13 protein-coding genes are annotated in these 14,137 nt (G+C 34.0%); all 13 read left to right on the top strand.

What is annotated here, in order from left to right:
- The first annotated feature begins 1 nt into the window (after window position 1).
- The 13 genes from H7350_RS11660 to H7350_RS11600 all read left to right on the top strand — a co-directional run bounded on the left by H7350_RS11660 (window position 2) and on the right by H7350_RS11600 (window position 14,128).
- Window positions 2–853, top strand: a complete 852-nt coding sequence (locus tag H7350_RS11660; RefSeq protein WP_204346105.1) for a sulfotransferase family protein — start codon at window positions 2–4, stop codon at window positions 851–853.
- Between the two features lie 9 nt (window positions 854–862).
- Window positions 863–2,290: an MBOAT family O-acyltransferase gene (locus tag H7350_RS11655; RefSeq protein ID WP_204346104.1), complete on the top strand. Its 1,428-nt coding sequence runs from the start codon at window positions 863–865 to the stop codon at window positions 2,288–2,290.
- 2 nt (window positions 2,291–2,292) lie between these two features.
- Complete coding sequence (locus H7350_RS11650) at window positions 2,293–3,195, top strand: hypothetical protein (RefSeq protein WP_204346103.1); 903 nt, start codon at window positions 2,293–2,295, stop codon at window positions 3,193–3,195.
- A gap of 6 nt (window positions 3,196–3,201) precedes the next feature.
- Window positions 3,202–4,374 (top strand): glycosyltransferase, encoded by a 1,173-nt coding sequence (locus tag H7350_RS17140; protein WP_204346102.1) that lies wholly within the window; start codon window positions 3,202–3,204, stop codon window positions 4,372–4,374.
- Entirely contained in the window at window positions 4,371–5,567 is a 1,197-nt protein-coding gene (locus tag H7350_RS11640) for a glycosyltransferase family 4 protein (protein ID WP_204346101.1), read from the top strand. The genes H7350_RS17140 and H7350_RS11640 overlap by 4 nt, the downstream gene beginning before the upstream one ends.
- A gap of 92 nt (window positions 5,568–5,659) precedes the next feature.
- On the top strand, window positions 5,660–6,394 hold the full coding sequence (locus H7350_RS11635) for a class I SAM-dependent methyltransferase (RefSeq protein WP_204346100.1): 735 nt from the start codon (window positions 5,660–5,662) through the stop codon (window positions 6,392–6,394).
- A gap of 47 nt (window positions 6,395–6,441) precedes the next feature.
- Window positions 6,442–7,275, top strand: coding sequence for an FkbM family methyltransferase (locus H7350_RS11630; protein ID WP_204346099.1), 834 nt, complete (start codon window positions 6,442–6,444; stop codon window positions 7,273–7,275).
- Window positions 7,275–8,600 (top strand): glycosyltransferase family 2 protein, encoded by a 1,326-nt coding sequence (locus tag H7350_RS11625; protein WP_204346098.1) that lies wholly within the window; start codon window positions 7,275–7,277, stop codon window positions 8,598–8,600. Before H7350_RS11630 ends, H7350_RS11625 begins: the two co-directional genes overlap by 1 nt.
- Entirely contained in the window at window positions 8,600–9,700 is a 1,101-nt protein-coding gene (locus H7350_RS11620) for a glycosyltransferase family 4 protein (RefSeq protein WP_204346097.1), read from the top strand. The genes H7350_RS11625 and H7350_RS11620 overlap by 1 nt, the downstream gene beginning before the upstream one ends.
- Window positions 9,697–10,827: a glycosyltransferase gene (locus tag H7350_RS11615; protein WP_204346096.1), complete on the top strand. Its 1,131-nt coding sequence runs from the start codon at window positions 9,697–9,699 to the stop codon at window positions 10,825–10,827. The genes H7350_RS11620 and H7350_RS11615 overlap by 4 nt, the downstream gene beginning before the upstream one ends.
- Before the next feature lie 153 nt (window positions 10,828–10,980).
- Window positions 10,981–12,585 (top strand): hypothetical protein, encoded by a 1,605-nt coding sequence (locus tag H7350_RS11610; protein ID WP_204346095.1) that lies wholly within the window; start codon window positions 10,981–10,983, stop codon window positions 12,583–12,585.
- Window positions 12,585–13,655 carry a GNAT family protein gene (locus H7350_RS11605; protein WP_204346094.1) on the top strand — a complete coding sequence of 357 codons (1,071 nt, stop codon included), beginning with the start codon at window positions 12,585–12,587 and terminating at the stop codon, window positions 13,653–13,655. The genes H7350_RS11610 and H7350_RS11605 overlap by 1 nt, the downstream gene beginning before the upstream one ends.
- Window positions 13,655–14,128 (top strand): hypothetical protein, encoded by a 474-nt coding sequence (locus H7350_RS11600; protein WP_204346093.1) that lies wholly within the window; start codon window positions 13,655–13,657, stop codon window positions 14,126–14,128. Before H7350_RS11605 ends, H7350_RS11600 begins: the two co-directional genes overlap by 1 nt.
- Window positions 14,129–14,137: the final 9 nt, after the last annotated feature.

Here is a 14,137-nt window from a genome sequence, read left to right as displayed (position 1 = left end):
CATGCCTAAATTTAACAAGCATATTATTATTGTTGGTACCGCAAGAAGCGGCACAAGCTGGCTGTCGGAAACTATGGCGTCCCAACATCGCTATCGTATGTTGTTTGAACCAGAGCATGAAACACAAACGCTTAAAGGGCATTTATTATGTGATAAATGGATAACATCTCAAACAGTATCTAAAGATGTGCATAGCTATTTAACTCAAATATTCAGTAATCGGGTCGATAGCGATTGGATTGCTCAAAATAGTAACCGTAAGTTTAAAAGGCATTTGTGGCCATTTATACCCAAGAAGTTTATCATCAAATTTGTGAGAGCAAATTTAATGGCTCAATATATGAATGAAAGCTATGGTATTCCTGTTATTCACTTGCTCCGAAATCCTTATGATGTCATTAGATCACAACAAAAAGTAAAGTTTCCATGGCTTTATGATTTATCGCATTTTGTAAAACAAGAGGCATTGCTTAAGCTCATAAAACATCATTTTGGATTTGATATTTCAACTTATGAAACACTATCAGATATTGAAATATTAGCATTGCGATGGTGTATAGAAAATGTACTGCCTTTAGATATTTTCGAATCCTATACAAGTCACGTCAAAGTTGTTACATATGAGACCTTGGTTTCAGATATCAAAGAGTTTTATAATTTGTGTGATGAGTTTCAAATAGAACCTGTAAGTAATTTGGAAGATTATTATAAAAAACCGTCTTCCAAAACCCATCCTGAAAGTCGTGTTCACTCCGGAAAAAAGGAAGTTTCAAACTGGTCTCAAGACGATTTAAATAAGATGAACACTATTTTAGATACATTTAAAACAACACTGTACCCAAGACAATATTAACTATAAGTTATGCTTTTTAACTCTATTGATTTTGCAATATTCTTACCTATAGTTTTTGTGCTATATTGGTTTGTTGTGAAACAGCATTTACGACTGCAAAATACATTGTTAGTCATAGCGAGTTATGTATTCTACGGATGGTGGGACTGGCGCTTTTTATCATTGATTTTGTTCAGTACAATTGTCGATTTTAGTATTGGCATATATCTCAAAAAAACATCACATGCCAAAAAACGGAAATACTTACTCTGGACGAGTATTGGAGTCAATATCGGACTTTTAATGTTTTTTAAATACTATAATTTCTTTGTAGATAGTTTTGTGACGGCATTTAGCTTCTTTGGAAACAGCATACAGCCCAATAACCTTGATATTATATTGCCTGTAGGGATTAGTTTTTATACGTTTCAGACCTTGAGTTATACTATTGATGTTTATAATAAGAAATTGAAGCCTACTCAAAATTTTATTCAGTTTGCTGCTTTTGTATCCTTTTTCCCTCAGTTAGTTGCTGGTCCAATTGAGAGAGCAAAGCATCTGTTACCTCAGTTTATCACTAAGCGGAAATTTAATGCCAATTTTGCGATGAGCGGTATCTATCTTATTATTTGGGGATTATTTAAAAAAGTAGTTGTAGCCGATAATTGTGCGTTTTTTGTCAATCAGATATTTGATGGAAGTTCTAATTATTCCTCTTTAGAATTATTTATTGGAGCAATTTTATTCGGGTTTCAAATTTATGGAGATTTTTCTGGGTATTCTGATATTGCAATAGGTGTTGCCAGATTGTTTGGATTTTCATTAATGGTTAACTTTTCATTTCCTTATTTTTCGAGGAATATTGCCGAATTCTGGAGACGCTGGCACATTTCATTGTCTACATGGTTTAGAGATTATGTCTACATACCTTTGGGAGGATCAAGAGGCACCTCAATGAAACAGATTCGAAACGTGCTCATTGTTTTCTTAGTAAGCGGATTTTGGCATGGTGCTAACTGGACCTTCATAATTTGGGGCGGCATTCATGCCTTACTATTTCTACCACTATTGCTGGTTAACAAAAACAGAACCTACGTAAATGATACTAAGATATCATTTCAACAACTCCCTAAAATTGTATTTACTTTTTTACTGGTCACATTTGCCTGGGTTTTCTTTAGAGCCGACACGGCAACAATTGCTGTAAACTATATCGTAGATGTTTTCAGTTTTAAAGGACATTCAGTAGCATTGTTTTATAAAACCAGTAAGTCTGTTTTATTCAGTTTGATAATTTTATTTAGCGTAATAACGATGCTTGTTTTTGAGTTTTTATCAATTCAAAAGCATAAGAAAGAAGTGATATTATCACCAATTATGGCTGTTTTTATTACAATCCTTATTACTTTTATGGGAGTATTTAAAAATCCTTCAGATTTTATATACTTCCAATTTTAGCTATGACATTATTTTTGAAGAAATTCGGTATCTTATTCCTTGGCTTTATATGTCTTGCCACCGCTTTGTCTTTTGGAAGTTTATGGGCTTTAAGACAATCTAGCTTCTATAAGCCTTCATTTTTGGCTAATGCCGTTGATGAATCTAAATTTGATTATGTCATTTTAGGAGCGAGCAACGGGTTAACAACACTTAATACCAAAGTTATAGACTCTGTATTAGCTATTGACGGAATTAATTTATCTATGGATGATACTGCTGTTTCTAGTCAATATCTAATGCTTCAACATTTTTTAGCCGAAGGAAAGCAAACGAAATATTGCATCTTAGCGTCAAGTCCGTCGAGTTTTGATTTCAAAAGAAATGCTATAAATGATAATGATTATCGGTTTCTAATGTATGCTAACCGATCTTATGTGTCAGATTACTACAAGCAGTTTTCTGGTAAACGAGCCAGTCTTCTATACCACTCAAAATGGATGCCTACTCTCGGTGTTTCCTATTATAATGCTGAACTGTTTTTTCCATCTATGATGAGTTTAGTACGCCCAAATAAACGAAATCGTTTTGATGAAAAAGGTAATTATACGTATCCTGTGTTTCAAATTGAAGATGAGTTAATTACAGATATTGAAGAAATGCCAATAGCATTTTCTAATGCATATGTAAAAAAGATTAAAGGCTTATGCGACGCTAATGGTATTACTCTCATTTGTTATATCTCACCAATCAAAACTAAATACGCTACTATTAATTCGGTACCTTTCAATGTGATTAATCATAGTAATGGACTTAACAATATGAAATATTTTCATGATGAAATTCATGTCAATACATTAGGAAGAGAGGCATCAAGTCTTAATTTTGCCAATGACTTTGAGGCGTACATTAAACCTTCAGAATAGAATTTCGTGAATAACAAACTAAAAATAGCAATATATTCAGGTGAAATTCCAAGTACGACTTTTATTGAACGTCTAATCCAAGGACTTTCACATAAAAATTGTGAAATTTTATTATTCGGAAGAGTAAAAAAGAAACCCAATTATCGCAGCAATATTTTGATAAAAGGCTATAAGTCTGGTCGTATCCAAAAAGGAATTTATTTAGTGTATTACAGTGTACTACTCACATTATTTAGATCTAAAGACAAACAAAAACTTGATGCGATATTAAAGACCAATAACAGAACAGGTATGTACGATAAGGTAAAGTGCTATCCAGTACTTTGGCACCAGCCAGATATATTTCATGTGCAATGGGCTAAAGGGATTCATGAATGGGACTGGGTTAAAGCATTCGGCATGAAACTGATTGTTAGTTTAAGAGGCGCACATATTAATTATTCACCAATTGCAGATGTTCAACTGGCTGAGGTCTATAGAACGCATTTCCCAAATGTTGATGCGTTTCATGCGGTATCCGAAGCTATTGCAAAAGAAGCTCAGAAATACGGCGCACAGAAAGATAAAATTAAAGTGGTTTATAGCGGATTAGATTTAGATGTTTTTAATACAACTGAAATGGAACCCTCTTCGCAAAACGACGATACATTTAATGTAATATCTGTAGGTAGACCACATTGGAAAAAAGGATATGGTTATGCACTTGATGCATTTAAATTACTTAAAGATCAAAATTTTAAATTTACATATACCATAGTTGGAGGCTTAAATTTGGAGTTGGAATATCAGCTTGTAGAGTTAGGTTTAGAAAATGATGTGATTAGCATCAATCACGTACCATTTCATAAAGTGCAGCAACTTATTAAATCATCCGATTTGCTGTTATTACCAAGTACTGAAGAAGGTGTCGCTAATGTCGTTTTAGAAGCAATGGCTGCTCAAAAGTTAGTTTTAACAACAAATTGTGGAGGTATGGAAGAAGCAGTAATCGATGGTGAGAATGGATTTGTTGTACCTATTCGTAATGTCCAGCAAATGGCTAAAAAAATACAAGAGATTAGCCTGATGTCTGAAACCCAAATCAAGAACCTAACAGATAATGCTTTAGCAACAATCAAAAAACAACATACTGAAAATCTAATGGTTGAAGGGATGTTTGACCTATATCAATACAAATGAAACACACACAATCCTCTTTAAAAATTGGTATTGTGTTATCTTCAATACCAGGTTACTCTGAAACCTTTTTTAGAAACAAAATCAAAGGGTTGCAAAGTAACGGACTTGATGTGACTTTATATGTGGATACGTTTTCAGAAGTACCTCAAAACTTATCATGTAAAATCGTCTCCGCTCCCAGTTTAGGTAACGGTTTTATATCTAAAACTATTGTGAGTTGTGTTGCTGCTTTGAAGTGTATTTGTTTGCATCCTAAACGTAGTTTGAAACATTATAATTTAGATAAAGCAGATGGTTTGCCTTTTAAACATCGGATAAAAAACTTACTACTCAATCAGTATTTATTAAATCAAAATCTGGATTGGCTTCATTTTGGTTATGGTATGCTTGCTAATAGCAGAGAAAATGTGGCAGAAGCTATTGGCTGTAAAATGGCTGTTAGCTTCAGAGGCTTTGATTTATATTTATCACCATTGAAACACAAAAATTGCTACAAGGTTTTATTCTCTAAAAAGGTCAAATATCATGTGCTTTCAGAAAAAATGAAGCACACGCTTATAGCTAATCACATTTCTGAAGAACGTATTCATGTTATAACTCCAGCTATAGATATCAATCTCTTTGCATCTGGTGATCACACAACTAAAGCCAAAGAAAATCTAGAGATATTATGCATTTCGCGTTTGCACTGGGTTAAAGGTTTAAACTATGTGTTAGAAGCTTTAGCGTTACTGAAATCGGATAATATAGATTTTAAATTTACAATTATAGGTGATGGAGAAGAGCGGGAACGGTTAGTTTTTGCAGCCTATCAACTGGGAATTTTAGATCATGTTACCTTTGCTGGCAAATTGTCACAGACAGAAGTTTTAAAGGCTCTTAAGCAATCCAATTTATATATTCAATACAGTATTCAGGAAGGCTTTGGTAATGCTGCTTTAGAGGCTCAGGCTTTAGGATTACCTTGTGTGGTATCTGATGCCGATGGATTACAACAAAACGTATTACATGAAAAAACAGGCTTAGTCGTTCCAAAACGAAACCCTAAAGCGTTGGCCAGAGCTATTCTAGAATTGCATAATCTTGATTCAGAAAAAAAGCAACATATGGCAGATTTCGCTATTCAACGTGTGCGAAATGAGTTTAATGTAGAAAAGCAAACTGCATTATTTTTAGAATTTTATAGCAACTAATTCTATGATTTGTGCTTTGAAAATGTAATTTTGGGTAATGGTTGATGTTTCCTCAGTAATAAACTCTAATATTGACCTTTAAACAAGTAAGCATGACAAAGTATGAATTTATGCGATGGGCTACTTTCCCAATAATGCCAACGCATTTATTGACCGTTAGAAATGATATTAAGCGCCTATTGAAGTCGCAGCAAAATACTTCAAAGTTATCTGTACTGGATGTTGGCGGACGCAAATCGCCATATACCATAAACTTACCAGCTGATATTACTTTATTAGATGTACCTCAGGAAAGTGGTACAAAAGAGGATTTAAATCTGGGATTTACTGATAATATATTATCGTCAATTCAAAAAAAGCGTAGTAACATTACTGAGTTGGTAATTCAGGATATGACAAAGTCTACTTTAGAAGATGAATCTTATGATGCTGTAGTTTGTGTTGAGGTTATAGAGCATGTTGTAGAAGACGATGTTTTTGTGAAAAACATAGCTAAAGTCATTAGGAAAAACGGTTGGGCTTATTTTACAACACCTAACGGCGATTATATTAAAAATGAAGGTCCGGATAAAAACCCAGATCACGTACGACATTATACCAAACAGGAATTGCAATCTGTTTTAGAAAAATATTTTGATAAAGTCGAGGTAAGGTATGCCGTGTCAACTGGTAAGTATAGAGTATGGGGATTAAAAAGTTTTAAGAAAAGTAACCCCTTAACCTTATTTAAATCGGTAGCAGGAAATATCATAAATAGATTTCAATCTAAAGGTGTTGAAAACAGACCGATAAAAACAGCTCATTTAGTTGCTGTTGGTTATAAATAATTTATATCTTCAACTGCTGAGACCAATAGTTTTTTAAATCCTATTCAATGCGTGTAAAAAAAATACTTAAACGACTGTATTATTTTTTAAAACCCAAGGAGGAAAAATATAAAAGAGGAGAACTTTGTGGTGTGTCATTAGAACTACTACAAGGAACCTTAAGAGCAAAAGCAGATCAAGATGATGCCTGGTGGTTTTATCTCACAAAACACCATTCTGCTATATACGATGTCGGAGCTAATATAGGATACACAGCGTTGCTAGCCTTAATACAAGATCCTAATCGACAAATTATTCTTGTAGATCCTAATCCACAAGCTTTACAAAAAGCAGCGATGAACATCATACAAAATAGCTTAGGTAGCAGAGCACAATATTTGACAGCGTTTGTAGGAGATACACTTGACGATACTGTAAAATTTTATACCATTGGAGCAGGCGCAGCAGGCAGTATGTATGCTTCTCATGCTGAAACAGCTTCATCTATGAATTCCTCTATGGATGTAAAAACAGTAACCTTAGACTCTATTTTTGACCATTATGGTTTACAACCCGATTTGGTGAAAATTGATGTCGAAGGCGCCGAAACTTTGGTTATGAAAGCTGCTAAGAAACTGGCGACTCAAACCCAATGTACATTCTTTATAGAAATGCACGATGTTGAACATTTAGGCATGGAAGCTTCAGGAGACTTTATGATAGATTGGTGTAATGCTCAAAATTATCAGGCGTGGTATCTTAAAACAGGAGAACAACTTACAACAGGAAAGATGATTGCCGATCGAGGAAAGTGTCATTTACTTTTAATACCTAAAGGACAAGCGTATCCAGAGTATTTAAAAGGGGTTAGCCAAAATAGCGCACTTCCAAAATCATTCTGATGTTATTTAGTTTTTTAAAATATTTACAGCCCACTCATTATTTTCAACGCTATACAAAAGCAGGTACATCAATATTTCCGAAGCCTGACGAATTACCAGAAAACGTATTAAAACAATTGCAACCTGATGACCGATTTGACTCTGAAGAAGCTAAAGCCTATGATGTCTCATGGCAAGCCATTCAGCAAGGATATATTGGTAATGCGTCAACTTATGATAGCTTTAGCGCTGTACCTTTAAGAGATAATTATCGTTTTATCAGAAAGTATTTCCATTCGGCTTGGGTCTTATTTGTGTTATTAGTACGCTTGATGTCATTTCATAATCCTTTTAAAGAAATTTCAGCATGGTATCGCACTAGAAATATCAATCAAATTAAAAATAGTAAATCTCCAATATCTTATCAAGATTGGGAAGCTTATACATCAAAGCTCATTGAAGAGGCTCCTTTGGTTAGTGTTATTATTCCGACCTTAAACAGATATGACTATTTAACCGATGTTTTAAAAGATTTAGAGCAACAGGATTATCCAAATTTCGAAGTTATTGTTGTAGATCAGTCAGACAACTTTAATGCAGCATTCTATAAAGACTTCAATTTAAATTTTCAAGTCATACAACAAAAAGAAAAGGCATTATGGCTGGCAAGGAATACCGCTATAAAAACTTCCAAAGGACAGTTTATTGCTTTATCTGAAGATGATGTGAGGATACAACCAGACTGGATACGAATGCATTTGAAGTGTTTAGATTTTTTTAATGCTCAAGTATCAGCAGGTGTTTTTTATCCCGAAGGTCAGCAGATTCCAGAATCGCGTTCATTTTTTGCTGTAGGATCTCAGTTTGCGACAGGAAATGCGATGCTCTACAAATCGGTTTTTAATACTGTTGGGTTATTTGATAGACAATTTGAAAAGCAACGGATGGGAGATGGTGAATTCGGTATGCGCTTGTATCTGGAAGGCATTAAAAGCATTTCGAACCCTTTAGCATCATGTATAGATGTCAAAGCGGGTACAGGTGGATTGCGGGAAATGGGAAGTTGGGATTCTTTCAGACCTTCTAAGTTTTTTGCACCAAGACCAATACCAAGCGTGTTGTATTATTTTAGGAAATACTACGGCAATAAAGCCGCAAAATTAGCTTTGCTGCGAATGGTGCCTATTTCAATTTTCCCATATCAGTTTAAAAAAAATAAGCCCTTATTATTACTTGGCTTAATACTAAGCATTTTGATTTTACCGATAGTGTGTTATCAGGTTATAACGTCGTGGAACTTGTCTTCTAAGAAGCTCAAAGAAGGCGCATTAATACAAACGTTATAATGAGTAAGACTAAGCGACATATTGTTATTGTAACTTCCGAATTTCCACCACAACCTGGTGGGATAGGAAATCATGCCTACAATTTAGCAGTGCATTTACAACAACAAGATTGTGATGTTACGGTTATTGCCGATCAGCGCTCTGATGATGGTAAGGCCGAGCATCAATTTGATACTGCTTTAAGCTTTACTGTAGTGCGTATAAAAAAATACGACTTCAGAATTTTCATGTATTTGAAACGTGTTTGGCTCACATTTAAGTTTGCAAATAACGCGTCACATGTTATTGCTACAGGTAAGTTTTCTTTGTGGAATGTAGCGTTCTTTAGCCTTTTTTTCAACCGAAACACATTAGCCGTTATTCATGGTACTGAAGTGAATTTTAAATCTTCAATACTGAAAAAATCCATTGACACGTCACTTAAGCGATTTGATTGTATCGTCGCGGTTTCAAACTATACAAAATCTTTAGTTCGTCACCTTAATAAAGATGTTATTGTAATTCCCAACGGTATTGAGATTTCAAAATGGAATCAACCGATTTCGAAATCAAGTTTAAAAGGCGAGCCAGTATTGACAACTGTTGGTCGTGTGAGTTCTAGAAAAGGGCAATTAAATGTGATTAGGCATTTACCCAGATTAATAGAGCAGTATCCTGATTTGCATTATCACTGTATCGGAATTCCTACTGAGGCAGATGTGTTTTTAGAAGCGGCAAAACAACGTCATGTTGAAAGCCATATTACGTTTCATGGGAGCGTAGATGACCAGACTTTACGGCAATACCTGGCAGCCACAGATATATTCGTCATGTTAAGTACCGAAAGTGCTACAGGAGATGTAGAAGGTTTTGGGATTGCTATTTTAGAAGCCAACGCTATGGGAGTTCCTGCAATTGGCTCTAAAGGTTGTGGTATTGAAGATGCTATAAAATCACATCATTCAGGTATGTTGATAGATGTAGATGATTCAGCACAATTCATAGATGGAATAACTGAAATTTTAAATAATACTTCTAAATTTAAGTCTGAAGCCTCATCCTGGGCAAAGTCTCATGACTGGAGTACAATTGTTAAACGCTATATAGACTTATTGGAATGAAGGTATTAACCATTATTTCACATACCGAACATTATAAAAATGCCAATGGTACTATTGTTGGTTTAGGCTCAACTGTGACCGAAATCAATCACTTGGTATCGGTATTTGATGAGATTAGACATATCGCCATGTTGCATGATGTAGAAGTTCCGCCAAGTGCATTGCCATACACTTCAGATAAGATAAAATTTATTCCTATTGAAGCTGTAGGAGGATCGTCTTTTACTGACAAATTTGCAATAGTAAAACAAGCACCCAAAGTCATTAAAACGATTAAATATCATTTAAAAGACAGTGATTATTTTCAGTTTAGAGCACCTACAGGAATTGGTGTGTTTGTTATTCCGTATCTAACTGTGTTTAGTTCTAAACCAGGTTGGTTTAAGTATGCTGGAAACTGGAATCAGAAACACGCGCCTTTAGCCTATCGATTTCAGAAATGGGTATTGAAGCAACAAAGTAGGACTGTGACTATTAATGGACAATGGCCAGATCAACCTAAGCATTGCCTGACTTTTGAAAATCCGTGTTTAACAATAGAAGAAGTTCATAACGGAAATTTGATTGCTCAAAATAAGACCATTACAAAAGGAACTATTAGTTTATGTTTTGTAGGACGCCTTGAACCTGAAAAAGGACTTGATTTGTTCATTAAAGCTTTAAAACACTTAACTGCTGAAGAAAAAGCGATGATACAGCAAGTAGATGTTGTAGGAGATGGCAAGCGCAAAGACATTTATAAAAAAATGACTGATAATTTAGAGGTTGATGTTGTTTTTCATGGGTTTGTATCACGAGAAGATGTTCATTGTATTTATAAGACTACGCATGCCATTGTATTGCCTTCGGCTTCTGAAGGGTTCCCCAAAGTCATAGCCGAAGCCCTGAATTTTGGTTGTATTCCAGTGGTGTCGAATGTGTCAGGTATTTCACATTATGTAAAACATCAACAAAACGGATTTTTATTGGATACAATTTCAGTCGAAAGTGTTGTATCAGCACTGAAAAGCATTATTAGTTTGTCACCAGAAGATCATATTGCTATGCTCACTAGTCATCGGGACACCATTAAGAAATTTACCTTTTCGCATTATAATAATAGAATACAAAATGAGCTTATTAATTAGTTTAAGCATGTTATTTATTCAAATTCGAATATAAGTTTCTGAGATTTTCTCGTAATTTGCTTTTGAGTATGTTAGAAGTGTTAGTTTTGTATTTCAACTAAAGCATTAGTCTATTAATTCCTAACCAATTAAAGAAGTTCACAGTCTGAATTCATGATCAAATCCATACAGCTTTTATATGCAGATACGAGTAAGAGTTTGAGTTTTACTCATGTTCATGAGCACAAGATCATTATTGATGATTTTGCAGTCCAAGAAGCTTCCTTTACACTGAAAGTTGAATTTAACTGCAATATCACTTTTTTCAGGAATCATGATTATAAGTGGAAAGAGATAAATCATGGCGGATTTTCTAACTGGTATTCGCCTAAAATTTTAAAGTTAGATAGTGGTCAATTAATTCAGGCCAATCAACAAGTCGGAATTTGGGAATATCAAAAGAAACAAACTTCAGTATTGTTGTGGCATTTTAATCCGTATAATTCTGGGCCAATAGTTAATTACGATGCTGATAATACGAAACACATCGTACAGAGCAATTCAGATAATGTGCTGACTTCGCTTGGGTTTTTATTACCAAAGGAATCAGCGCTGGAAGTTAGTCGATCCAAAATTCCATTTTCAGCAATAGCATGTTTTACTGATCATTGTGATTTTGATACGCTTGAAAACCTAAAAGAACAGCGTGTTTTTTTTAGGACACATGATATAAAATTGACCAAGGGCTTTTTTTTATATCATTATTCAAAAAGACAAGAGATTGCATCCTGGGAACACAATGCTGATGAGTTCAACGCATGGGTAAACGATAATCATGAACTCGCATATCATTCGTTGTCACAATCTATAAAACCCATAGAAGATGCCTGTGAAGATGTTAAAAACTTTGAGCCACCAATAGAGGATATACCAACCTGGATAGATCATGGCTTTCAACCATATAATTTTACAGCTTATAAAAATCATGACGATATCGAGCCGCAATATACACGACAAATGCAAGAGAAAGGTGTTCGACACTTCTGGAATTATTTAGATTCTGGAACTGCAGCAATTGGTGTTATAAACCAGGTGAATCCTAAGCACTTTACTTTAGGAACCTATTATAACGGGATTAAACACTTGGGCTTCAAATCGGTAATGTCGAAATTAATAAAAGCAATTTGCTTTCATTATTATACTGATAATCAAGGATTAATTTTATATCGGAAAATAGCAAAGTATGTCAAAACAAGTAAAAAAAGAGTAAGTTTCGATAGACATTTTAAATTTGTTTTCAATCTGGTGAAGTTAATCGCTTTGCTGGCACCAGTTTTTCTATTTTGGAATAGAAACAAAAAGAAAACTTACCCTTTAGCCAAATACACGCCTTTATTTTTTAATCATTCAATAGACGGAATGCCCTTTAAAGTGTTTCAAACCATTGAAATGATTGATTTCAAAATGGCGCTTGGCAAAGCCAATATTGATATGTTGATTGCTGAAAGCGGTGTGTTTATCGCACATACTTATTTTTCAGCACCAATGAATTATCATCAGGGGAAATTGTTTCAAGACGGCATTAGTATTGATAAAGAGGTGTCTGCTTGTTTTAAATATATATCTGAAATGATAGCATCCAAACGCCTATGGAATCCTACATTTAATGAATTGGTTAATTATATGGGTAAACTTGAAAATGTTAGGTTTGATAGTGATGCTGATGGGACTATAACTATTGAAAATGAAGACGACTTTATATTTAGAGCAGTAAGGTGATGGAATTGATATTTACTAAAGATGAAAAATGGCTGGAAAAATGGGATGCGTTTATCGTTGAAAACCCTAAAGGAAGTCATTTGATATTATCCGATTGGATACAATCTTACACGTCTTATGGCTTTGATTTTGAAGTAGGTCTTTTTCTAAAAGATGATAAAATTATTGGTGGTTTTGCTGCTGTTATTCCGAAGGTTTTATTTTTTAAATTTTATATTATTCCTCACGGTTTAATATATCAGTCAGGATATGAAACCCATTTTGAAGGGCATTGTAAATCCATAAAAAATCGAGCAATGAAACGAGGTTGTTGTTACCTCCAGCTTAGTGTGCCTATTTCATCTCAACCGATAATTAAATCTCATGTGTATCATCCTAACGAAGTAAAGTTTCTAAAAACAATATTCAATGAAGGAAAATTGTTTGGTTATGTCTATAGTTCATATGGTATTAATTGGGTAGATTTTAAGGGATTTTCAGAACCAGAAAACTTGCTAGAGCAGCTTACACCCAAAGTGAGACGAAACGTAAGAATGCCTTATAATAAAAATGCTAAAGCAAATTTCGTTACAGAGCTTTCAGAAATTAAAAAAGGCTATGAGGTTATTGTTGAGAATGCCAGACAAGCCAATTATAGCGTAAGAAGTTTTAAAGATTTTAAGCCAACCATATTGCGTTTAATTGAAAAACAATTAGCCTATGTTGTCAATTGTAAAGTTGATGGTGAGGTGAAAGCTTCAGGTATTTTTGTACGATCAGGAGGTTTTATAACTAATATTACTGGAGGTGTATTAAGACATAAACCCGATATAAAATTGGGTTATATGCTTCAATGGGAAATTATAAAGGAGTCATTTAAATTAGGCTCTAAAGGTTATAATATTTCTATGGGAGGTTCACGTGGAGTGCAAGATTTTAAATCAAAATTTGGAGCCGAGACTATCAATTTTGAATCACCTCACTATCATTTTATTTTAAAACCATTTTATTTTAAATTGTTTCGTTTCTTTGATACGTACTTAAAACCTTATAAATCAAAAATATCTGTCGTGCTGGCAAAGTTTAAATAATGAAAAAAATACTCAGAAGATTCAAAGTTATTTTCATAGATGTTTATATTTACCAAATGTTAAATTATAAACCATTTAACACAGCTGTACCCAATTATCAGATAGATAAATTGCCTAAAACAAACAAGAAAACTTGTTATTACATAAAGGATTCAGGAAAAATCGTGCATAAGAGTTTTTTGTTTTCAAATGTATTTTTACTTAAGTCAGTAAAAAAAAGCGGACCAGTCATAGGAGATTGTATGACAGTAAAAAGCCATAGAGGTCAGTCAATTTACCCATATGTAATTAATAAAATTGCTAAAGAGGTCATTGAAACAGAAGGGCAACCAGTATATATTGTAGTAGATAAAAATAATCTAAGTTCTATTAAGGGTATAGAAAAAGCCGGATTTTCAAAATTAGCATCTGTTGTCGCTAAACGCTGGTTGTGGTTTTATTTAAAAAAAGATATAGTCTACTTAAATGATTAAATATTAATT

The sequence above is a fragment of the Psychroserpens algicola genome (genome assembly GCF_014526325.1).
In the GTDB taxonomy this organism is placed as follows: domain Bacteria; phylum Bacteroidota; class Bacteroidia; order Flavobacteriales; family Flavobacteriaceae; genus Psychroserpens; species Psychroserpens algicola.
This window is presented reverse-complemented; position numbering and strand designations above follow the sequence as displayed.

Bases quoted from the DNA above. Each gene is read 5' to 3' on its own strand.
- H7350_RS11605 (WP_204346094.1), top strand. From the start codon at position 12,585: ATGGAATTGATATTTACTAAAGATGAAAAATGGCTGGAAAAATGGGAT.
- H7350_RS11640 (WP_204346101.1), top strand. From the start codon at position 4,371: ATGAAACACACACAATCCTCTTTAAAAATTGGTATTGTGTTATCTTCA.
- H7350_RS11625 (WP_204346098.1), top strand. From the start codon at position 7,275: ATGTTATTTAGTTTTTTAAAATATTTACAGCCCACTCATTATTTTCAA.
- H7350_RS11630 (WP_204346099.1), top strand. From the start codon at position 6,442: ATGCGTGTAAAAAAAATACTTAAACGACTGTATTATTTTTTAAAACCC.
- H7350_RS11635 (WP_204346100.1), top strand. From the start codon at position 5,660: ATGACAAAGTATGAATTTATGCGATGGGCTACTTTCCCAATAATGCCA.
- H7350_RS11600 (WP_204346093.1), top strand. From the start codon at position 13,655: ATGAAAAAAATACTCAGAAGATTCAAAGTTATTTTCATAGATGTTTAT.
- H7350_RS11620 (WP_204346097.1), top strand. From the start codon at position 8,600: ATGAGTAAGACTAAGCGACATATTGTTATTGTAACTTCCGAATTTCCA.
- H7350_RS11655 (WP_204346104.1), top strand. From the start codon at position 863: ATGCTTTTTAACTCTATTGATTTTGCAATATTCTTACCTATAGTTTTT.
- H7350_RS11660 (WP_204346105.1), top strand. From the start codon at position 2: ATGCCTAAATTTAACAAGCATATTATTATTGTTGGTACCGCAAGAAGC.
- H7350_RS11615 (WP_204346096.1), top strand. From the start codon at position 9,697: ATGAAGGTATTAACCATTATTTCACATACCGAACATTATAAAAATGCC.
- H7350_RS11610 (WP_204346095.1), top strand. From the start codon at position 10,981: ATGATCAAATCCATACAGCTTTTATATGCAGATACGAGTAAGAGTTTG.
- H7350_RS11650 (WP_204346103.1), top strand. From the start codon at position 2,293: ATGACATTATTTTTGAAGAAATTCGGTATCTTATTCCTTGGCTTTATA.